The sequence below is a fragment of the Pseudarthrobacter sp. 10T415 genome (assembly GCF_056394175.1).
The window spans coordinates 175,547-197,311 of sequence record NZ_JBFTHJ010000005.1; the positions used below are offsets into that span (position 1 = coordinate 175,547).

The window sequence follows — 21,765 nt, forward strand, 5'->3', positions numbered from 1 at the left end:
GTCCTTACTTTCCTGCCGTCGCCGGAGCCGGGGCCGCCTGCGGCTGGCTGCCCGCCGGGCCGCCTGCCAGGTGCGAGTGGTATTCCACTTCGTCCTTGGTGAGGTCGAAGTAGGCGTCTTCAAGCGAGGACACCTTGGGGGTGAGTTCGTAGACCAGCACGCTGTTGTCCAGGGCCACCCGGGCGATCTGCCGCGGATCCAGGCCGGTCACGGTCAGGGTTTCCGGCTCGCTCTGGTCCACCGTCACACCGTTGCCTGCGAGCAGCGACTGCAGCTGCAGGGCGTCGTCGGTGCGGACCAGGGTCTTGGCCTGGCGGGTTCCGGCAATGATGTCCTTCACGGGTGCGTCGGCGATGATCCTGCCGCGGCCAATGACGATCAGGTGGTCCGCGGTCTGGGCCATTTCGCTCATCAGGTGCGAGGACAGGAACACCGTCTTGCCCTGGTTCGCGAGATAGCGGACCAGGTTGCGTACCCATAGCACGCCTTCGGGGTCCAGGCCGTTGACCGGCTCGTCGAGGATCAGTGTCTGCGGATCACCCAGCAGGGCGGCGGCGATGCCCAGCCGCTGTCCCATGCCCAGCGAGAAGCCGCCGGCCTTCTTCTTGGCCACGGCCTCCAGGCCGGTCATCTCGATGACCTCGTGGACCCGTGCCTTGGGGATGCCGTGCGTCGCGGCCATGGCCAGCAGGTGATTGTAGGCGCTGCGGCTGGTGTGTACCGCCTTGGCGTCGAGCAGTGCGCCCACCTCGTGCAGCGGTGCCTTGTGCTGGGCGTAGGGCAGTCCGTTCACCGTGACGGAGCCCGACGTCGGCCGGTCCAGTCCCATGATCATGCGCATGGTGGTGGACTTCCCGGCGCCGTTGGGTCCCAGGAAGCCCGTAACCTGTCCGGCCCGGACTGTGAAACTGACCCCGGCCACGGCGGTCTTTCCGCCGTAGGCCTTGGCCAGGTCTGTTGCCTCAATCATGGAGTGTTCCTTTGATCGGCAGCGCTGGGCTGCGGAATGCGTTTAGGGAGGTGGTACCCCCTACGCTACCGACGCGGGCAGGGCTTTTCGCCGGTCTCAGGGATGATTCAGGGGCGAATCAGGGTAGTCCCGACGGATGACCGCACCGGAGCGTCCGGTCTGTGGCCCACAGACGGGTGCGCTGCAACCGGTCTTACGCCTGCGGTGAGTAGTAGACCAGCGCCCTGGGGACCACCCGGTAGTGCACCTTGCGCACCCCGGCCAGCGCTTCGCCGTCCACTGCCAGGGCCATCGGTGCGCCGTTGGCGTGGATGGTGACCTCGGTTGCTTCACGGAGGTGGGTGATGCTGGAACTGGCCACGGTTCCGGTGAGCACCGCCCAGAGAAGCCTCAACCGTGCGAACGATTCATCCGCCGAGAAGATCCTGAAATCCAGCACGCCGTCGTCCAGCACGGGCCGGAGCAGCGGCGCATGGTCCCTGGGGTAATAGCGGCCACGCCCCACGTATGCAATCCACACCCGGTGCGGGGTTCCGTCCACAGTCAGCGTGATGGGCGTTCCGGCGGCGAAGGTCCGGAACATGGCCACCACTCCCGCCAGCGGCTTTCCGAGGGCCGGCTGCAGTTGTTCGCGCCGCCGCACCAGGTTGGGGTACAGGCCGATGCTGGAGGTATTCAGCATGATCAGCTCGGACACTTCCGGCGACCCGGCCAGGCCGCGCTCGGCCGTGACAAACCCGATGTCCGCCTTAGCCGCCTCGCCGTTGGACGCCGCGGTCACCGCCTGCTGGAGATTCCCGATTCCGGCATCCCGGGCAAAGTGGTTGAGGGTTCCGCCGGGGAGCACCAGCAACGGGAGGGACCGCTCGATGGCGGCAGCCGCCGCTGCCCCGACCGTACCGTCTCCGCCCCACACTCCCAGGGCCTTGGTTCCGGGAGTGTCCGCAGTTGCGCTGATCTGCTCCACAAGGTCATCTTCGGGCCGGACCGTCACAATATGCGCCTCAGGGAATACTTCGCGCAGGGCATCGGCCGTTTCATCGGTGAATGATCCGCCCAGCGCGTTCACCACAATGCTGAGTCCCTTTCCGCCGGGCAGTTCCGGGGCGGAGGCCGCGGTGCGCTGGGTCTTGGGGATGGGTGGCCGCACCGGCCACCAGTGGCGGGTGACCAGGGCGGCGCCTGCGCCCAAGGCAGAGCCAAACAGGACGTCCGAAGGCCAGTGGGCCCCGGTATGGACCCGGGAGTACGCCACCCCCGCCGCAGCGGGGGCAAGGGCGGCGCCGATGGCGGGCCGCACCAGGCCCACGCCGACAGCAAAGGCCACGGCGGAGGCAGAGTGGCCGGAGGGCATTGATGAGCTGGTGGGCTGCGGATGCACGAACCGGAACACGGGAAGATGTTCCGGCAGCGGCCGCGTCCGGGGCAGCAGGGTTTTGAAGATGACGTTGGTAACGGTGGAGGCGACCGCCTGGGCCAGGAGGCCGTGGACTGCTGCCCTGCGGGTCTTGCCGGGGAAGGCGGCCATGCCCGCGGCGATCGCTATCCAGAGTTTCCCATTGTTGGCGGACGCCGAGAGCCGGCGGAAAAAGTCGTCATGGCTGCCGCCCGGCAGGTTTGAAACATGCCGGACAAGGTACCTGTCCATCCGGCTGATCCATCGGTGGCTGCCCCGCCATGTGCTCTGCATTTCCACACCCTACCGCCGCCCGCGCGCAGGGGGCTCCTAGTCGGTCTTGAGCGGCCGCGCGGCTCCGGCCAGGAGCAGTGCGAGGAGGATGGGAGCCATGATGGCCAGCAGTGCCTGGTGGATACCCACCACGTCACCGAGGTATCCCAGCACGGGCGGCCCCGCCAGGAAAGATATATACCCCAGGGTGGATACAACGCTGACGCGCGCCGCCGCGCGTGCGGGGTCGTCAGCCGCGGCGGACATGCCCATGGGGAAGGCCAGCGCCGCGCCGATGCCCCAGAGAGCTGCGCCAACTGCTGCTACCCAGACGTTCTCTGCGAGGACGAACAGGCCCAGGCCCGCAGCCGCCGCTGCCATGCTGGCCCGCAGCACCGCAACTCTTCCGTAGGCGTCGATGACGCGGCCGCCCATGAACCGCATCGCCGTCATGGCCAGGACAAAGAGCGCGAACATCAGCGCACCGGTTGAGTCAGCGGTTCCCAGCCCATCCACGGAGGCCTTGGCTATCCAGTCATTGCCGGCGCCCTCGGTGAGGGTGGCACCCAGCACCACCACGCCGATGAGGAGCGTCCTGCTGTCCCGCCAGGCGGAGGGTCCCTTGGCCGTCTTGGTTTCGCCCTCGGGAAGTGCAACTGCCATATGGGGGAGGAAGTAGCGCGGCGCAACCAGCGTTGCCAACAGCACCACGCCTGCGATGACCAGCAGGTGGAGCGGCAGCCCCACGCCAAGGTTGGACAACCCGGCACCCACCAGCGCACCTACAAAGGCTCCGCCGCTGAAGGCCGCGTGGAACTGGGGCATGATGGTGCGCCGGAGCCGGTGTTCGACGTCGGCGCCCTCAATGTTCTGCGAGACGTCCCAGAGGCCGATGGCAATTCCGAAGAAGAACAGGGAAATGGCAGTTCCCGGAATTGATGCTGCGGAGAGGGACAGGGCGATGCCCACACCGGCCGCCGCCGCCAGCGCCCCGCTGAAGCGGACGGTGTTGGCCGTTCCGATCCTGCCCACCACCAGGCCGGCCGTGGGCAGGGCCAGCAAGGACCCCACCGCGGTGCACAGGAGCAGGGTTCCCATCTGGCCCGAAGTAATCTGCAGGATTTCCGTTACAGCCGGGATGCGCGCCGCCCAGCTGGCAAAGACAAGTCCGTTGATGCCGAAAACCACGAAGGTGGCCGCGGCGGCAGCCGTCACTCCGGCCTCCTGGTCCGTGCCGGTATTGGTGTTCATGCGTTCACTGCTTCCACTGGATTCCTGCGGATTCGGCCCGGGTCTGACTGTGCGCTGTCACGTCTGCCTGCTGTTGGCTCCGGCAGCGGTTCAGCGTGCACGTTCAACGCGCTTTTCATCCCACACCGGCTCCGCGGATTCGTAAACCTTGCCGTCGGAACCGAAGACCAGGAACCGGTCGAAGGTCCGTGCGAACCAGCGGTCGTGCGTTACGGCAAGGACGGTGCCTTCAAAGTGGTCGATGGCCCGTTCCAGTGCCTCGGCCGAGTGCAGGTCCAGGTTGTCCGTGGGCTCATCGAGCAGGAGCAGCGTGGCGCCGGACAGCTGCAGGAGCAGGATCTGGAACCGGGCCTGCTGTCCGCCGGAGAGCGATTCGTATTTCTGCTCCGACTGGCCGGCCAGGCCGTACCCGTCCAGGGCGCCCGCCGCCGCTTCACGGCCCAGGCCGGAACGGTGCTCGTCCCCCCGGTGCAGGATCTCCAGCAGTGTCTTGCCCAGGAGGTCTGGCCGGACGTGGGTCTGGGCGAAGAATCCGGGCCTGATGCGCGCACCCAGTTTGACGGTACCTTCGTGCGGGACCTCCGCGATCTCCACATCGGACACCGGCACGTGCTCGCGTTCCGGGTCCGTGCCGACCGTGGCGAGCAGCCGCAGGAAGTGGGACTTGCCGGACCCGTTGGAGCCCAGGACTCCCACGCGGTCGCCGAACCACACCTCCGTGGAGAAGGGCTTCATCAGCCCGGTCAGCTCCAGCCGCTCGGCCACGATGGCGCGCTTGGCTGTCCTGCCGCCCTTGAGCCTCATCTGCACGTTCTGTTCGACCGGGAGGGCCTCGGGCGGGCCTGCCTCAAGGAACTTGGCCAGCCGGGTCTGGGCTGCGTGGTACCTGTTGGCCATGTCCGAGCGGAAGGCCGCCTTGTTCTTGTACATGTTGACGAGTTCCTTGAGCTTCGCGTGCTCCTCGTCCCAGCGCTTGCGCAGCTCCTCAAAGCGGGCGTTGCGGTCTGCCCGGGCTTCCACATAGGAACCGAACCCGCCGCCGTGGATCCACGCGCCTGCGCCGCTGATGCCTGGTTCCAGGGTGACGATGCGCCCGGCGGCGTTGTTCAGCAGTTCCCGGTCGTGGCTGATGAAGAAGACGGTCTTCCGGGATTCATTGAGCTTGTCCTCAAGCCAGCGCTTGCCGGGCACGTCAAGGTAGTTGTCCGGTTCGTCGAGCAGCAGCAGGTCATCCGGGCCGGCAAACAGGGCCTCCAAGACCAGGCGCTTTTGTTCGCCGCCGGAGAGGCTCGACGCCGGGCGGTGCTGCGCGCGGTCGAACGGCAGGCCCAGCGCGGCCATGCACACCTCGTCCCACACGGTCTCCACGTCGTATCCGCCGGCGTCGCCCCAGTCCACGATGGCCTGGGCGTAGCGCATCTGGGTGGGCTCGTCGTCGTCCTCCAGCATGGCCAGCTCCGCCTCGTCCACCTCTCGGGCGGCGGCGGCCAAGGCCGGGGGAGCTGCGGAGACCAGCAGGTCACGGACGGTTGAGTCGTCGCGGACCTGGCCCACGAACTGGCGCATGATGCCCATGGTCCCGGAGCGACCCACCACGCCCTCGTCGGGAACCAGGTCGCCGGCGATGATCCGGAACAGTGTGGTTTTTCCCGTGCCGTTCGGTCCGATCAGCGCTGTCTTGGTGCCGTCCGGAACCTTGAAGGTCACCCCGTTCAGCAGCTGGGTGCCGTCGGAGAGGAAGTAGTCGATGCCGGAAACGTCAATATGAGCCACGGGCTCCATCTTCCCACGCCCCGGTCCCGGTGATTCTGTCCGGATCTGTGGGTGGGCCTGACGGCCCGCAGCAGCGGATATTCGGGAAAAGCCCTAGCCGGCGGCGGTGAGGAAGGCCTTCAGCAGCGGACCCGAGGTGGTGGCGCCGAGGCCGCCGTCCTCCACGAAGACTGCCACGGCGAGGTCGCCGTGGACGGCCACGATCCAGGCGTGGGTCTTGGGCGGGTTTTCGTTGCCGAATTCCGCGGTACCGGTTTTGGCTCCCACCGGCTGGCCGGGAACGCTGGACAGGAATCCCGCGTGGCCGGAGGTCACCACGGCGCGCATCATGTCAGCCAGGGAGGCTGCCTCGGCGGCGGTGATCGGTTTGTCCGACGCCGTTGACGGGGCTTCGGCACTTGCCGTCGCGGAGGGCTGGGCCGACGGTGCGACGGATCCGCTGGCCGTCCCGGCGGCGGCAGCACCGCCGTCGGGGTTAAGGACAAGCTGGGGCGAAACCGGCGCACCCTTGGCCACCGCGCCGGCCATCATCGCGGCGGCCAGCGGGGAGAGCAGCACCTTCCCCTGGCCGATCATGGAAGCGGCGTGCTCCGTTCCTGCAGCGTCCGCGGGGACGGATCCCAGGAAGGCGTCGGCTCCCAGGGACGGCGCCTCGACGGCAAGGCCCATGGCCATCGCCGCTGCTTCCAGCTGGCCCTGGGACACGGAATCCCGGGCGGCGATGAACGCCGTGTTGCAGGAATGCGCGAAGGCATCCCTAAGGGTCACCGAGCCGAGCGAGCCTTCCGGGTAGCCCTCGGCATTCTTGAAGGTGCGCCCGTCAACATTCAGCGTGGGGGTGCACTGCACCTTCGAATCCGGCGTCAGCCCGTTGCGGAACATGGCCAGCGAATCAACCATCTTGAACGTCGAACCGGGCGCGTACTGTCCCAGCATGGCTGTGTTGTAGCCGTTGCTGCCGGGACCGGAGGCGGCGGCGAGGACGGCGCCGCTGGATGGACGGATCGCCACAATCGCCGAGGCCGGCTTCACGTCCTGGAGGGTGGTCTCGGCAAGGGTCTGCAGGCGCGGATCCAGGGTGGTTTTGAGTGGAGTGCCCGGCTGGGGCGCGATTTCGAAGAGGACCCGGCGCGGGTCCGTGGCGGCGGACTGGATCTGTTCGCGTGTCAGGTCCGCGCGCTGGGCACGGATCACGACGGCGTCAGTTCCCCTGAGCTGCTCGTCGTACTGCTGCTGCAGGCCGCCGACGCCGGTGGCATCTCCGGCGGTCAGCTTGCCTTCCGAGGCTTCGATCTGCTCGGCGGTTGCCTGGCCGACGGACCCGAGCACGGCCCGGGCGAAGGTCCTGTTGGGCGCGAGCGGCACCGAATCCGGAATGGCGCGGGCACCGGGGATGGCAGCAATCTGTTCGTTGGTGACGGTGCGGCCTTCTTCGCGCAGCGTGATGGCGGGAACGAACGCTTCTGCGCCCGAGGCCTTGACCTGCTGCGTGTAGCCGGCCGGGTCCACTCCCACGAGAGCCGCCAATTTCGCGGCGGAGTCTGCCGGATCTGCGGCGCCCAGTTGCGGCTTGTCGATCCCCACGTTCACCACCGGCCGGTAAGTGACCAGCGGGGCGTCTCCTGCTCCCAGGATGTCGGCTCGCTGGGGCGACCGGGTGCCTTTGGTGAGGATCTCCGAGTCGTTCAGGTCCGGCACCAGGCTGGCCGGGCTCCAGACCGTCAGCCACTTGTCCCCGGACTTCCGGAAGGCAGCGGACGTGGTGTACTTCCAGTCGCTGTCGGCGATCTTCCAGCTGTAGGTCAAGGGCGCGGAGGCGTTCTCGCCGTCCAGGGTGATGTCCCCCGCCTCGACGGTGGGCTTAGCCGGGTCCAGGGAGGCGAAAACGTTCTTCAGCTGCTCGTTTGCTGCCGCAGCGTCTTTGCCGTCAAAGGCAACGCCGCCAACATCGAGTCCGGAAACGGCTGATGCCAGCTGCCGGGCTGCGGCTTCAGCGCCGCCCCGTCCGTCGTCGCACGCCACCAGCGACGTTCCGAGAATGAGCGCAGCTACGGCAAGCGAAAGTTTTGTTGATTTCCCCATGGCGCCATTATCCACCGAGTTGGATGCGCTTTTCCCACGCCACGGCGACGCCGGATAGGCAGGACGGCAGGACTCCGCGGGACCTACGACCCGCCCAGGCCGAGCCCTGGCAGCCCGAGGCCGAACATGTCCTTAAGGGCATATGTGGCGGCGTGCATCCCGGGCATCCCGGTAACTCCGGGACCGGGAGGCGTAGCCGAGGAGCAGAGGTATACCCCTGGCAACGGGGTCCGCCACGGCACGGGAGACACCACGGGCCGCTGGATGAGGCCCCTGAGGTCCATGGTCCCCACGCTGAAATCCCCGCCAATGTAGTTCCGGTTGTAACGGGCAAGCTCCGCCGCGGTGACGGTGTTGGATTCCACGATCAGGTCCCGGAATCCGGGAGCGAACCGTTCCAGTTGGGCTGTCACGGCCTCGGTCATGTCCTTGGTGGATCCGGCAGGGACGTGGCAGTACGTCCACAGCGTGTGCCGTCCTGCGGGGGCGCGCGTGGCGTCAAAGCGTGAGGGCTGTGCCACCAGGACATACGGGCGGTCCGGATGCTTGCCCGCGGTTACCTCGTTTTCCGAGCGCGCCAGTTCCTCGCGTGTCCCGCCCACGTGCACGGTTCCCGCATCAGCCAGCCCCGCGGCCTGCCACGGAACCGGACCGGACAGGATGAAATCCACCTTGCAGGAGCCGTTTCCGTACCGGAAGGACTCCAGCGATGACCGGTAGCGTGGCGGCAGCGCGTCGCCGGCCATACCGGCGAACCCGCGCGGGGAAACGTTGAGCAGGGATGCCCGCGCGGGGGGAAGGTCGGTGAGCCGGTCCACCGGGGTGTCCGTGTGGATGAGCCCGCCGTTGTCCCGGATGTCCTGTGCCAGGGCCGCCGCGATGGCTGCGGAACCGCCCACCGGAATGGGCCAGCCGCCCGCGTGGCCCAGGGCTCCGAGCATCAGGCCCGCGCCGGACGCGGCCAAGGAGGGCTGGTGGGAGATGGCATGGGCGGCCACTCCGCTCAGGAGCGCCGGGGCTTTGTCTTCCCGGAACCTGAGGTTCCACAGGAAGGATCCCTGCTCTGCGGTCCGCGCTCCGAATATCCCGGCGGCCAGCGGATTCCTGGGGATCCGCAGCAGCTGGTCCTGGGTGAAATCCATGATGTCCGCGGTCCGGGAAACCAGCGGCGCCATGAGGTGCCGGTACGCAGCGCCGTCCCTCCCCAGCTCGAACGCCGTCCTGTCCAGGGAACGGTATGCCAGGGCGGCCCGGCCGCCGTCCAGCGGCGAAGCGAAGGAGAGTTCGGGCGTGACCAGGTCCACCCGGCGTGCGAGCTCGAAGGCACGGAAGAAGGGGGAGGCCAGCGCCATCGGGTGGACCGCCGAACAGACGTCGTGGAAGTGGCCCGGCTGCATGAGTTCGGTAGTGCGGGTACCGCCGCCGATTGACCCGGCCGCCTCGAAAACTTCCACGGACAGGCCCGCGCGCGCCATGATGGCCGCAGCTGCAAGTCCGTTGGGTCCGGCGCCGACCACGTTGACATCAGGCATGGGTGGATTCCTTCCAGTGCAGCAACGACCCGGACGTCCGGCGGAAGTCCAGGCGGAGCCGGTCGGGTGCGTTGCTGAAGGGGCCGCCGTGCGGATCGTCAAGGTTGTGCCGGCGGATGGGGTCGTAGTGGGGGTCGTAGATGTCCCAGGTGACCCGGGCCATGAGGTAGGCCACCGCGAGCATGTGCGCTGCCACCGCCAGTACGTAGTAGGGCATGTCCAGGTTGTGCTGGGAGGAACCCGCACTCGTCACCTGTCCAAGGTACATCCACACCGCGGCCCAGTGCAGGCCCTCGATTCCCTGCCACACCAGGAAATCCCGCCACTTCGGACGGGCCAGCGCAAGCAGCGGAATGAGCCAGAGCACGAACTGGGGTGAATAGGCCTTCCCCGTCAGGACGAAGGCGGCCACCAGCAGGAACACCAGCTGCGCCAGGCGGGGCCGGCGCGGAGCAGACAGGGCAACAACGGCAACCAGGACGCACGCCAGGGCGAAGAACCCAGCGGAAAGCAGGTCGATTGCCTCCGGGCTGAGGACTGGCCGTTGCAGCTTGGCCGCCACAAGGTTGTAGGCGAACCATGGCGAACCATATCCAGCGTCCCGGCTGGCGTTGAACTGGAAGTAATAGGCCCAGCCGCCGGGATTTGCTGCTGCGAACGGAAGATTGACCGCGGCCCAGCTGACCGCCGCGGCGGATGCGGTGGCAAGAAGCGGCCGGAATTTTCCGGTCCGCAGCGCCAACAGGAGGACGGCAGCGGGGAACAGGAGGGCATAGGCGTTGGCTGCCACCGCCAGTCCGGTCAGGATTCCGGCGGCGACGGGACGCTGGGCGGCAAAAAAGTACATGCCCACGGCCAGCAGGCAGACAGCCCAGAGGTCCCAGTTGATGGCGCCCGCCAGGACCAGGCCGGGCGCCACGGCCACCATGGCCGCGTCCCATGGACGGCGCGCGGAAATCCGGGCTGTAGCAAGAACGGCCATCATTGCCGCCACGGCGAGCAGGACGGCGTTGATATCGAAGAAAGCCAGCACCCGCGCATCGGAAATACCCTGGCCCGGGACCAACAGTGCGGTCACCCCGGCAACAAGGCCCACCACCACGGGGTACTCGAAGGGGCTGCTGACGATGGGGAAGGAGCCGTCGGCAAGGCCCCGGTTGCGGAACAGCTCGGGAAGGTCGGAATAGCAGGTGGCATAAAACTGTGTGGGGGATTCCCATCCGTACGCCCGGCAGTACCCCTTAACAAGGATCCCGAGAAGGGCCGCAGCGAGGGTCAGCAGGATCAGCACACGGTCCACGGTGAACGGCCCGGGGGACACCACGCCCGGTTCCGATCGGCGCCCCAGTGGTCCGCCCACCAGCTCGGTGAAGTTCCGGAGCAGCACGTCACTGCGGCTGGGAACAACCAGCCTGGACCGTCCACGGTGCCCCCGGGGCTCGGTGTCCTGCATGTTCCCGAGCTTACAGCCCGCCCCCGGGCAGGAAGCCCCGGGGGCGGGTGTCAGCGCAGGCCTCCCATTTGCTGGTGCATCACTGCGAAGGCGTCGTCGCGGTGCTGTTCCAGCAGCCGGCTGTTGAACCCGGCCTGGGCTGGCCGCCTGCGGACTCGGGTCACGAGCTTGCGGATTATTCGGATCAAGGTACTCACCCCCTTTGGAAGGTGTAAGGAAGATTTTGGGCACGGCAAATAAGGCCATCGCCAAAAAGGAATTTAGGCATAAATAATTACCGAAAGATGGCGCACTGAAATTCGGTGAAGCAGGCGGCAATTAAATGCGTGCCTGAATAAACGGGAATACCGTCAGCAGGGAGGCGGCTGCCACATGCGGGTACGGGAAGTGCGGGCACCGGTGCATGGGAGGCCAAGGCAACCCCTGCAGGCCGACAAAGGCGGCATGCACAGGGCGGCACTCAGCGACATTGCACTCAAGCGTCCGGCAGGTCCGGTATCAGAAATTCCGCCGCCTGTGCAGCGGAATCACGGGCTAGTGGCCGGCGCGGCCCTGCGGAAAGTGCACCTCGTGCGCGGAGGCCGGGGCAGCATTGACGGCCACATTCCATTCGCCAGTCAAAGTCATCATTCTCCCAACCTCCTCTTCTTTCATTCGCGGCACCATGTGGATGCTGCAGCACGGGCGATGCCCCGGCAGAAAAGGCCTGGGGCTAGGAATAAAGGTACACCACGAATTACGCGGCGGCCATCCTTTGTGCGTGGAAAAAGAGAAATTCTTTAGGAAACGGGTATTCAGAGTCCCCAGCGGACAATTGCGGGAGTTTTCTTATCCCACCCGAGGGTGCATACCTTGGCTGTACCGAGGACGAAATGCCGGCCCTCAACGGGAGGCAGTTCCAGCCATCGTGCGGTCAGGATCCGGGAAAAATGCCCGTGAGCCACCACCAGCACGTTGTCCATCCCCGATTCGAGGACGCGGCCGATGATCTTGTCAGCCCTCGCCGCCACCTCGTCCAGGCTCTCACCATTGGGCACGCCGTTGGTCCAGATCAGGTAGTCCGGGTTGTCCTTGCGGATGAGGTCGGAGCTGATTCCCTCGTAGTCGCCGTAATTCCATTCGACGGCGAGGGGTTCGTGCTGGGCGTCGGGGAAGCCTGCCAGCTCAGCTGTCCGGCGCGCACGGCGCAACGGGGACGTGAGGACCAGGTCGAAGTCGACGCCGTCCAATACTTTGCGGGCTTCAACGGCCTGCTGTTCACCTTCAACGGTGAGCGGCAGGTCCGTGAGCCCGGTGTACTGGCCGCTCTTGGACCACTCCGTTTCCCCGTGGCGGAGGATCCAGAGCTGGGGGCGCGGGGCGAGGGCGGGATTGGTCACTTGGACTCCTCAACATGGGAAGGTTCGACGCCGGCGGGGGACTCTCCGTCCGCCGGTTCGGCAGGTGCTGCTTCAGGCTGTTCGGCCCACCAGCGGAGGAGCCTGGCCTCCGCGTCGTCGGCGGGCAGGGGGCCATGCTCCATCCGCTCGTTGAGGAGGAATCGGTAGGCCCTTCCCACCACGGGTCCGGGCTTGAGGCCCAGCAGGGACATGATCTGCGCCCCGTCAAGGTCCGGGCGGACCGCCTCCAGGGACTCCTGTTCACGCAGTGCAGCGATCCGTTCCTCGAGATCGTCGTAGGCGAAGGACAACCTGTCGGCTTTGCGCTGGTTGCGGGTGGTGACGTCGGAGCGGGTGAGGCGGTGCAGCCGCTCCAGCTGGGGCCCGGCATCAGTAACGTAGCGGCGGACGGCGGAATCGCTCCACCCGGCGTCCCCGTAGCCGTAGAAGCGCATGTGCAGCTCCACCAGGCGGGCCACGGACTTGATGGTGTCGTTGTCGAAGCGCAGGGTCTTCATCCGCTTCGTTGTGAGTTTGGCACCCACCATGTCGTGGTGCCGGAAGCTCACCGCGCCGCCCTGTTCGAACCGGCGCGTAGCCGGCTTGCCGACGTCGTGCATCAGTGCCGCGAACCTCAGGACGAAGTCGGGGCCGGGCACGGGTCCCTCCGCGTCCGTCTCCAGGGCCGCCGCCTGCTCGAGGACCTGCAGCGAATGCTGGTACACGTCCTTGTGCCGGTGGTGCTCGTCGGACTCGAGCCGGAGAGCGGAGACCTCGGGCAGCACAAACTCGGCCAGGCCCGTGTCCACCAGCAGGTCAACACCCACACGGGGACGGGCGCCGCAAATGAGCTTGACCAGTTCATCGCGGATCCGCTCGGCCGAGATGATGGTGATTCGTTCAGCCATCCCGGTCATGGCCTTGCGGACGTCGTCGTGGACGGAAACACCCAGCTGGGATGCGAACCGGGCGGCCCGCATCATCCGCAGCGGATCGTCGGAGAAGGACGCCTCCGGCGAGCCCGGCGTCGCCAGCACCGAGGCATGGAGGTCGCGGACCCCGCCGAACGGGTCCACCAGTTCCATGGTGGGCAGCTTGAGTGCCATGGCGTTGATGGTGAAGTCGCGGCGCAGCAGGTCGTCAGTCAGCGATGAGCCAAAGGCCACCACGGGCTTCCGGGAGTCCGGGTCGTAGGCTTCGGCCCGGTAGGTGGTGATCTCGATCTGGAATCCGGCCTTGCGCATGCCGATGGTTCCAAAGGCACGGCCGATTTCCCAGAAGTTGTCCGCCCACTTCTTAATAAGGGCAACCGTCTGGTCCGGGGTGGCGTCGGTGGTGAAGTCCAGGTCCGGCGAGGTCCGGCCCAGGAAGAGATCGCGCACGGGACCGCCTACCAGCGACAGTTCGTGGCCGGCGTCGACGAAGCGCTGGCCAAGCTCCAGGACCACCGGGTCCACCTGGAAATCGACGGTGTGGGAATCAGTCTTGTGATGTGCGTGCGCCATAGTTACTTAAGCTTGGCAGAAACCGGGGGCACGGCAGGCCAAAAAGTCCGTCAAGATCCGTGGGATTCCCGGGCCGCCGCGAAACTGCGTCATATGCCGTCCATGTTTGCGTCATGTTCCGGTCATCACGAACGGGCAACAGTCGTTAGAGTGGACTCCATGGCCCATCCAGTACCGAGCGCTCCAGGCAGGAGGACAAACGCACCATTGCCGTCGGCAATCGGTGCGCACGTTGCCCCTGCCCCGCACTCGGCGCCGGCGTCGCTGCCAACGGTGGAGGAAGTTTCCGCCGGCGGCGTGGTGGTTGACACGTCCGACGCCGAGCTTCGGGTTGCGATTATCGCCCGCCTTAACCGCGGGGGACGCCTCGAGTGGTGCCTGCCCAAGGGCCACCCGGAGGGCAAAGAGAACAATGAAGAGGCGGCGGTCCGAGAAATCGCCGAGGAAACCGGCATCGAGGGCACCATCCTGGCCCCCCTGGGCAGCATCGACTACTGGTTTACCGTCAGCGGGCACCGGGTCCACAAGACCGTGCACCACTACCTGCTGCGTGCCACCGGCGGTGAACTGACCATCGAGAACGATCCCGACCAGGAGGCCGTGGACGTTGCCTGGGTCCCCATCCAGGAGCTGGCCAGGAAGCTTTCCTTCCCCAATGAGCGGCGCATCGCCGACCTCGCACGCGAGGTCCTGCCCGGCCACCTCTGACGCCAGGCCGGCCCAACCCACAGCGGCGTTGCGGTGTTAAGCGCCTCCGGGTGAGACGATGAACTCGATGTCAGCTACCAACTTTCCTTCCGACAAAGCGGGCCGGACCGGCAATGCCGCGCCGGAAGGCCTCCCCGAAGAACCTGCGGCTCCGGCCACCGCACCGGCGTCTTCAGGAGCCAGCGAAACCCGCTCCAGCGCTATCATGGCCGCCGGCACCCTGGTATCCCGGTTCCTGGGCTTCGGCAAGACCTGGATGCTCGGAACGGCCCTCGGCCTCGGCTCCACGGTCAACGACACATTCATCAACGCCAACAACCTGCCCAACCTGATCTTCCTGCTGGTGGCCGGCGGTGTCTTCAACGCCGTCCTGGTGCCGCAGATCATCAAGGCCAGCAAGGCTCCGGACAGGGGAGCGGACTACATCAGCCGCCTCCTTACCCTTGCAGTCCTGCTGTTGCTCGGCCTGACGGCATTGGTGACGCTGGCGGCCCCGCTGGTCATCGATGTCACCACGCAGGGATACAGTCCGCAGCAAAAAGCCCTGGCTGTCACCTTCGCGTTCTGGTGCCTGCCCCAGATCTTCTTCTACGGCCTGTACGCCCTCCTCACCCAGGTCCTCAATGCCAACGGGGCTTTCGGGCCGGCCATGTGGGCGCCCATCCTGAACAACCTGGTGGCTATCGCCGGCCTGGGGATGTTTATCTGGATCTTCGGCACCAACGAGTTCAGCCCGCACACCCTGGCCAACTGGGGGTCAACGCAGACGTTGTTCATTGCAGGATTCTCCACCATCGGGGTGCTGGCCCAGACGGCCATCCTGATGATCCCGGTCTTCCGGCTAAAGCTTGGCCTCCGCCCACGGTTCGGGTGGCGGGGCGTGGGACTGGGCCAGGCAGCCAAGCTGAGCGTCTGGACCCTGCTGACGGCCGCCGTCGGGCAGCTCGCCTTCCTCTACGTCATGCGCATCGCCACCATCCCCGGCGCCGAACGCCTCCGCCTCGCGGAGGCGGACAATCCCGCCGCGGACATGCTGCCCGGCAACGCGGTGCTGGAGGTGGCCAGCCAGCTGTACCTGCTGCCGCACTCGATCATCGCCCTGTCCCTGGCCACGGTCCTCTTCAACCGGATGACCCGGGCCTCCCAGGACGGCAACCGGGCGGAGCTGCGGGATGCCCTCTCCCACGGCCTGCGGACCATGGCCGTCGCCACCGTTTTCGGTGCCCTGGCACTCTTTGCCCTGGCCGGCCCACTGGGTATGTTCTTCTCCGGCGGCTCGCGCAACGACGGCGTGATGCTGGCCCAGACGCTCACCATCCTGGCCCTCAGCACCCCCTTCATGAGTGCCAACTTCATGATGTCCCGCGTCTTCTACGCCAATGAGGATGCGCGCACCCCGTTCTACGTCCAGCTGCTGCTGGCGGTGGTGTACGTGGTGGGCGCCTTCGCCATCCAGTTCATGCCGGTGGGCCAGATCATCTACGCGATCGCCGTCCTGTACATGGTGGGCAATATCCTCTCCGTAGTGATCAGCGCGTTCTTCCTGCGGCGCCTCCTGGGCAGCCTTGACGGTCCGCGGATTGCCAATGCCTACATCCGCATGGGCTACGCCGCCCTGGGTGCGGCCATCGCGGGTGCCGGTGCCCTGTGGCTGATGGGCAGCTACAGCCCGGACGGTTTCGCCTGGAGCGGGCGCCTCCAGGCACTCGTGACGCTTGCCGTCGTGGGGCCAGTGATGCTGGCTGTGTACTTCCTGCTGCTCAGGCTGTTCCGCGTCTCCGAGCTGACGGACATGCTGCGGCCCCTGCTCGGACGGCTTGGACGTGGCGGCCAGGTGGCGCCCGCAGCGGCGGGCGGGGTCCCGCCGTCGTCCGCTCCCGAGGGAACCCCCTCAGTGGAAGCCGGGCCGGCAGCGGAGCGTCCCGCCCGTGCCACCACCTCGGTGGATACGGGTCTCATTCCCCGGATTTCCGGTGAGTTTGATGCTGTGTCGTTCAGGGCAGGTCCGGAGCCTGAGCGGGAAACCCCCAGCGCGCATTACGACGACGGCGCCTCGGGACCGGACGACGGCAGCTACCTGCCCGGAGAGGACCAGTCCAGCACCGCGCGCGGCGGATTGCTCCGTGAGCAAATTCCGCTGCCGGGCCGGCGCACTTTCCAGGGCAAGGCGGGCCAGAACCCCTATTTCAGCCACCGGCGCCCCCGGAAAAAGTGACTTTGACGCTGTTTCGGGGCTTCGTTCTCCGCAGCCGCCCACCCTCAATCCGCTAGGATCGGAGAGGTACAGGGGGAAGTTGTATCCGGGAGACCGCCATCCTGCCGTCCGCGGACGGCACGATCATCCATGCCGGAATCCCGGAAAATCTAGGAGGAACACGTGTCCAACCCGATCGATGTCGGATCAGTACTGGGCGGCCGCTACAAGGTCACAGCCACGGTATTGACCTCTCATGACCACGATCTGGTGCTGGATGGTGTGGACCAGGTCCTCAACCGCCCGGTCAGCATCCTGGTTGCCGGACCCCAGAACACCGAGCAGGTGGCCCAGAGCGCACGCGAAGTTGCCACGGGCGAACGCCCCGGCACTGTGCAGGTGCTGGATCTTGGCGTCACCGAGGCCGCCACGTACCTCATCACCAACCACACGTCCGCGGCAGACCTGCTGGACCTCGTGGTGGCTTCCAACCCGCCCTATGTGGAGCCGTTCTTCACCGACACGCTGGGCAGCGAGATCTTCGGCCAGGCCCGCTCGTACGAGCCGGAACCGTATGACGACGAAGAAAACGTCGAGGCCGGCTACATCAATTACTCGGACACGCACCCCAGCCAGGTGGATCCCTACCGGGATGCTCCTGCCGTGCCGCCCAAGCCTCCGGTGCGTCCCGCCGCGGCACCGAATGCCGCACCTGCCGCCGCCCGCAACAGCGGTTCCGGCGCTGCAGCTGCCGCCGGTGCTGGCGTTGCTGCTGGTGCTGCTGGCGCGGCCGCGGGTGCTGGTGGAACCGCAGCTGCTGGCCGTGCGCCGGCTTCCGCGCCGGCTGATCCCGAAGCCACTGCCGCTCATCCCGTGCAGCCTCCTGCCGGCCGTTCCGTGCCCGAAACCACCGGCAGCGGGCACGCCGGGGCCTCTGACTCCGGGCGGCCGAAGGTTTCCCTGTGGTCCGACGACGACTATGCGCAGGCGGACACCCAGGACGACTACGACTACCAGTACGAGGAAGAGCCTGTTGAGGAGCGCGCGCCGTCCAACAAGAAGAGCGCACTCTTCGCCAGGGCAGCAGCACCGGCGGCCGCTGGCGCGTCCTTCGCCGGCCGCGGCGATGATGATGACCGCGATGATTACGACGACGACCAGGACGACACAGGGCGCGAACCGCGGTCCATGCGGTGGCTCGTTGGAGGACTCCTGGCAGTTGTCCTCATCGCCGGACTGATTTTTGCCGTGACAAACCTGGGCAGCCTCTTCACGCAGCCGCAGGCCGGAAGCCCCGCGCCAGCAGCTACAACTGGCGCTCCCGAGGCGTCGGCAGCTCCCACGCAGGCGCCCACGTCCGCTGCACCGGCAGTTCCCCCGGCGATTGAAAGTGTGACCCGCCAGGGTAACTTCGACTTTGCTGCCACCTTCGACGGCGACCTGGTCAAGGCCTATGACGGCAACGCCGCCAGCTACTGGTCGGATATGGAATTCGCCACCGAGAACTGGGGCGGACTCGCTCCCGACGGCGTGACGCTTGCGGTCAAACTGAAGAGTGCAGCCACCGTTTCCTCCATCACGCTCTCGCAGCTTGGGGGATCGGGCGGAAGCATGACCGTCTACACCAACGACCGGCCATCGCTTGACGGCGCCAAGTCCGTGGGAACCAACAGCTTCACCTCCGGTGACCTGAACCTGCCGCTGGCTGAACCCGTCAAGGCCCAGTACGTCATCGTCGCAATCAATGCGCTTCCCAAGCTCGCAGCACCCAAGACCCGCTACGGCTACGGTCTCCGCCTCGCCGAAATCAAGGTTCAGTAGCCGGTCACGGTAACCTCTGCGCCCCAGCCCGGGCATGCCCTGTAATCTGGAAAGAGCGTCCTGCTGAGATAGCTCCATTCCGTATGTCTGTGATCTTCTCTGCCCGGACGCCGGAATATTCAGCATCCAGAAGCAGTTGTGCCATGTGGCCGGCCTCCACACGGAGGCGCGTCGAACAAGGAAGAGGTTCACCGTTCAGTGACCATCGCAGAAACCACCGCGTCCGAAGTACGTGATGTCATCATTGTCGGCTCAGGCCCGGCGGGTTACACGGCAGCCGTCTACACTGCCCGTGCCAACCTCAAGCCCCTGCTCTTCGCAGGCTCGGTTACCGCCGGCGGCGAGCTCATGAACACCACAGACGTGGAGAACTACCCGGGGTTTCCCGAGGGCATCATGGGTCCTGACCTGATGGAGAACTTCGAGAAGCAAGCCACCCGCTTCGGAACCGAGATCCAGTTTGAGGACGTCACCGCGCTGGAGCTCGAAGGCGCCGTCAAGACGGTCACCATCGCAACGGGGGAGACGTTCAAGGCACGGTCCATCATCCTCTCCACCGGTTCCGCCTACCGCGAGCTCGGCCTGCCCAACGAAAAGCGGCTGTCCGGCCACGGCGTGAGCTGGTGCGCAACCTGCGACGGTTTCTTTTTCAAGGACCAGGACATCGCCGTCATTGGTGGGGGCGACTCCGCCATGGAGGAGGCTCTCTTCCTCACGAAATTCGCCAGGTCCGTGACCGTGGTGCACCGCCGCGATTCCCTGAAGGCATCCAAGATCATGGCAGACCGCGCGCTGGCCCACGACAAGATCAAGTTCATCTGGAACAGCACCGTGGAAGACGTCATCGGCGAATCGAAAGTCACCTCGCTGAAGTTGAAGAACCTCGTTGACGGCAGCGTTACGGACCTCGCTGTCACGGGCGTGTTCGTTGCCATCGGCAATGACCCCCGGACCGACCTGGTGAAGGACGTCCTTGATCTCACCCCGGAAGGCACCATCGCCGTCCAAGGGAGGAGCTCCAAGACCAGCATCCCCGGTGTCTTCGCAGCCGGCGATGTCGTGGACCCCACCTACCGGCAGGCGATCACCGCCTCCGGTTCGGGCTGTGTGGCCGCAATTGACGTTGAACACTACCTGGCGGAACTTCCCGCCTAGGCACCGACGAAAAACATACCGAGAAGAAAGAGTGGCTATGAGCAACGCTAAAGACGTAACTGACGCAAGTTTCGGCACCGACGTACTGTCTTCGGAGAAGCCGGTTATCGTGGACTTCTGGGCAGAATGGTGCGGTCCCTGCCGCAAGCTGGGTCCCATCCTCGATGAGATCTCCGTGGAATACGGCGAGAAGGTAGACGTCGTCAAGGTGAACGTCGATGACAACCCCGCCATCGCTGCCGAATACGGCATTACCTCCATCCCCGCCGTTTACCTCTTCCAGGGCGGCGAAGTGAAGAACACGGTCATCGGTGCAAAGCCGAAGCAGTTCTTTGAGAAGGAATTTGCTGACGTTCTTTCCTAAGCTGATTTCTCCCGTAAAGGGGAGTTGACAGCTCTTTGAGTGGCCATCGCCTTATTGGCGGTGGCCACTCTTTTTGCTCGCTCATCCTGATGCGGTTTCACCGGCCAGCAGCAAAGGTGAAGCGCCATATCTAGTGGTTGTCTTTGCAAGTTGACCTCGGCAATCGACCTCGGAACGGCGTTCGAGCGGTGGTGTTTCACGTGAAACATCGCCGACCCTGCTCCGTGCTGGATGGGACTCCTCAGGCGAGGCTACCCGGACACTGATGCCAGGCAGCGGCATCTGCAGCCTCTAAATTCGCGGCAACCCTCTTGTGGCGCCGTAGCCTCAACAATCACCTCAGAATGCCTGGATATGGCTTCTCGAGCTTGTATCGGAGAAGTCGGCTCATCACGGCGACGGTGAATGCCTGGAATCGCGACAAACACCGTCGTATGAAAATTGCGCCACCATAGGACTGCCCAGCGATTGACCCGGGCGACTGGCAAAGGGGCGTAAAGTTTCACGTGAAACATCCGCATCGGTCTTGAACGAATATTAACCGCTCCCTATCAGCGCTGAATCTGGACCATAAATCGCGCTCAGTGGTTTCTAACGCTGGCGCTTCCATTGCCTCACCAGCTGGAAACCACTCGCACAGGACAATTTTCGTGAGACGTGCGGATGGCGCCTTATCGGTCCGTTCGACAGATCCTTGGCAATTGGGATCCTGCGAAAGACACCAGCGATACCGAGTGCTGCATGGCGTCTTCACATGCCGCGGAATGAGCATAGCAGCGAGCTGAGGCTCAGAATGAGGATTCTTGGCATGCAGATGAGATCTATCCCCATGGGGGACCGTATGGTGTCTGCGTGCACTGGCGCGAGGAGGCCACGCATGCCAGCAACATTGCCACCTGGCGCCCGCTGTGCCAGCAGAACGAACGGAACTGGCTACCGCGTTCTAGTCAGATAACCTACGCCTGGAGGCATCCGATCAAGTAGCAGCTAGCAACAATGCCGAACAATGGCCTTGGAGGACCGCTCATTTGCCCGGCTATACCGGGCGACGATTCAAAGAGGATCATTCCGTCACCATCTCTAAGGGCAGGAGTGGACGCAGCAATCGGCAAATGCCGCCGCAATACCTCCGATAGTCAGTCAGCCTCGTAAAGCTGAATCTAGGACTCAGGTTGCCGGCCAACACAGAGTGCCGCAGTACTCGTACTCGTGTTTCGCCTATGGTGGTAAGTGGCTCACAGTAGGGGCCACTAAGCCCCCGGAGAGGACACTCAACTAGGTACGTTTCACGTGAAACACAGTCCCAAATCGAGCAGCCACGCATCCGCCTCCTACGGCCTTACGTCCCGGCGTTGACGAGATGACCCAGTAGCTCCCTCAGTCATGGGGTCCCTGATAGTAGTCAGAACTTGCAGAGCCATACCTAAAGGGTGACTAGGTTCAGCCAAAGAGCCGGTCGCAGCCATAGCAGCCCCGTGAGACATGCGGATAGGTGAGCAGATATTTCACGTGAAACGGAAGCAGTACCCGCCTCGACCCTGTGATCGCAATACTCTGCTCCTGAGACTGGCCCGTTTCACGTGAAACATATCATCCGCCCGATCACTATAGTCAGGACGGGCGCTAACAGGCGAGTGCATCCAACTTGGCAAACGAATTGTCCTGAGCCCAACCTATAAGCGTGCTGAGCTTTCGCTCGGAGGCGGACCGAAATCATCAAGGGCACCGCGTGCGAATCGCTCGTAGTTCACCAGGATGACGACAACCCGGGGCATGAGAGAGGTTGCGACGGCCGACCGCCAGGTCTCCAAATGGGGGAGCTGCGCCAGACTGCCTACCAGCCAGAGAGACGCTGTTACTAGCGGTCCATGGATCCGTCTCCGTGCGGGAGGGCGCAATCCTGCAGCAT

14 protein-coding genes are annotated in these 21,765 nt (G+C 65.4%); 5 read left to right on the top strand and 9 right to left on the bottom strand.

Annotated features, from left to right (window positions below; all coding sequences use genetic code 11):
- Positions 1 to 4: 4 nt before the first annotated feature.
- From AC1DBN_RS09685 to AC1DBN_RS09725, 9 genes are all read right to left on the bottom strand, one after another.
- Positions 5 to 970, bottom strand: a complete 966-nt coding sequence (locus AC1DBN_RS09685) for an ABC transporter ATP-binding protein (protein ID WP_091716909.1) — start codon at positions 968 to 970, stop codon at positions 5 to 7.
- A 193-nt stretch (positions 971 to 1,163) separates the two neighbouring features.
- Complete coding sequence (locus tag AC1DBN_RS09690; RefSeq protein ID WP_091716911.1) at positions 1,164 to 2,660, bottom strand: bifunctional phosphatase PAP2/diacylglycerol kinase family protein; 1,497 nt, start codon at positions 2,658 to 2,660, stop codon at positions 1,164 to 1,166.
- Positions 2,661 to 2,696: 36 nt separating this feature from the next.
- Positions 2,697 to 3,890 carry an MFS transporter gene (locus tag AC1DBN_RS09695; RefSeq protein ID WP_091716913.1) on the bottom strand — a complete coding sequence of 398 codons (1,194 nt, stop codon included), beginning with the start codon at positions 3,888 to 3,890 and terminating at the stop codon, positions 2,697 to 2,699.
- 90 nt (positions 3,891 to 3,980) lie between these two features.
- A complete protein-coding gene (locus tag AC1DBN_RS09700) occupies positions 3,981 to 5,663 on the bottom strand; it encodes an ABC-F family ATP-binding cassette domain-containing protein (RefSeq protein ID WP_477723087.1) in 1,683 nt (560 codons plus the stop codon).
- A gap of 93 nt (positions 5,664 to 5,756) precedes the next feature.
- Positions 5,757 to 7,745, bottom strand: coding sequence for a penicillin-binding transpeptidase domain-containing protein (locus AC1DBN_RS09705; RefSeq protein ID WP_091716915.1), 1,989 nt, complete (start codon positions 7,743 to 7,745; stop codon positions 5,757 to 5,759).
- An 83-nt stretch (positions 7,746 to 7,828) separates the two neighbouring features.
- Positions 7,829 to 9,277 (bottom strand): phytoene desaturase family protein, encoded by a 1,449-nt coding sequence (locus AC1DBN_RS09710; RefSeq protein WP_091716918.1) that lies wholly within the window; start codon positions 9,275 to 9,277, stop codon positions 7,829 to 7,831.
- Positions 9,270 to 10,730 (bottom strand): glycosyltransferase family 87 protein, encoded by a 1,461-nt coding sequence (locus AC1DBN_RS09715; RefSeq protein WP_091716919.1) that lies wholly within the window; start codon positions 10,728 to 10,730, stop codon positions 9,270 to 9,272. The genes AC1DBN_RS09710 and AC1DBN_RS09715 overlap by 8 nt, the downstream gene beginning before the upstream one ends.
- A 794-nt stretch (positions 10,731 to 11,524) precedes the next feature.
- The gene (locus tag AC1DBN_RS09720) at positions 11,525 to 12,109 is read right to left on the bottom strand and encodes a histidine phosphatase family protein (RefSeq protein ID WP_045731238.1); all 585 of its coding nucleotides are present in this window, start codon (positions 12,107 to 12,109) and stop codon (positions 11,525 to 11,527) included.
- Positions 12,106 to 13,614, bottom strand: a complete 1,509-nt coding sequence (locus AC1DBN_RS09725; RefSeq protein ID WP_091716921.1) for a CCA tRNA nucleotidyltransferase — start codon at positions 13,612 to 13,614, stop codon at positions 12,106 to 12,108. The genes AC1DBN_RS09720 and AC1DBN_RS09725 overlap by 4 nt, the downstream gene beginning before the upstream one ends.
- Before the next feature lie 207 nt (positions 13,615 to 13,821).
- On the opposite strand from AC1DBN_RS09725, the gene AC1DBN_RS09730 reads away from it, so the two are divergent.
- The 5 genes from AC1DBN_RS09730 to trxA all read left to right on the top strand — a co-directional run bounded on the left by AC1DBN_RS09730 (position 13,822) and on the right by trxA (position 19,856).
- Complete coding sequence (locus AC1DBN_RS09730; protein WP_091716923.1) at positions 13,822 to 14,322, top strand: NUDIX hydrolase; 501 nt, start codon at positions 13,822 to 13,824, stop codon at positions 14,320 to 14,322.
- Between the two features lie 67 nt (positions 14,323 to 14,389).
- Complete coding sequence (gene murJ, locus AC1DBN_RS09735; protein ID WP_091716925.1) at positions 14,390 to 16,537, top strand: murein biosynthesis integral membrane protein MurJ; 2,148 nt, start codon at positions 14,390 to 14,392, stop codon at positions 16,535 to 16,537.
- Between the two features lie 162 nt (positions 16,538 to 16,699).
- Positions 16,700 to 18,337 carry a protein kinase family protein gene (locus tag AC1DBN_RS09740; protein ID WP_091716928.1) on the top strand — a complete coding sequence of 546 codons (1,638 nt, stop codon included), beginning with the start codon at positions 16,700 to 16,702 and terminating at the stop codon, positions 18,335 to 18,337.
- Between the two features lie 198 nt (positions 18,338 to 18,535).
- Positions 18,536 to 19,492, top strand: a complete 957-nt coding sequence (trxB, locus tag AC1DBN_RS09745; protein ID WP_091716930.1) for a thioredoxin-disulfide reductase — start codon at positions 18,536 to 18,538, stop codon at positions 19,490 to 19,492.
- Between the two features lie 37 nt (positions 19,493 to 19,529).
- A complete protein-coding gene (trxA, locus tag AC1DBN_RS09750) occupies positions 19,530 to 19,856 on the top strand; it encodes a thioredoxin (RefSeq protein ID WP_015939073.1) in 327 nt (108 codons plus the stop codon).
- The last annotated feature ends 1,909 nt before the right edge of the window (positions 19,857 to 21,765 follow it).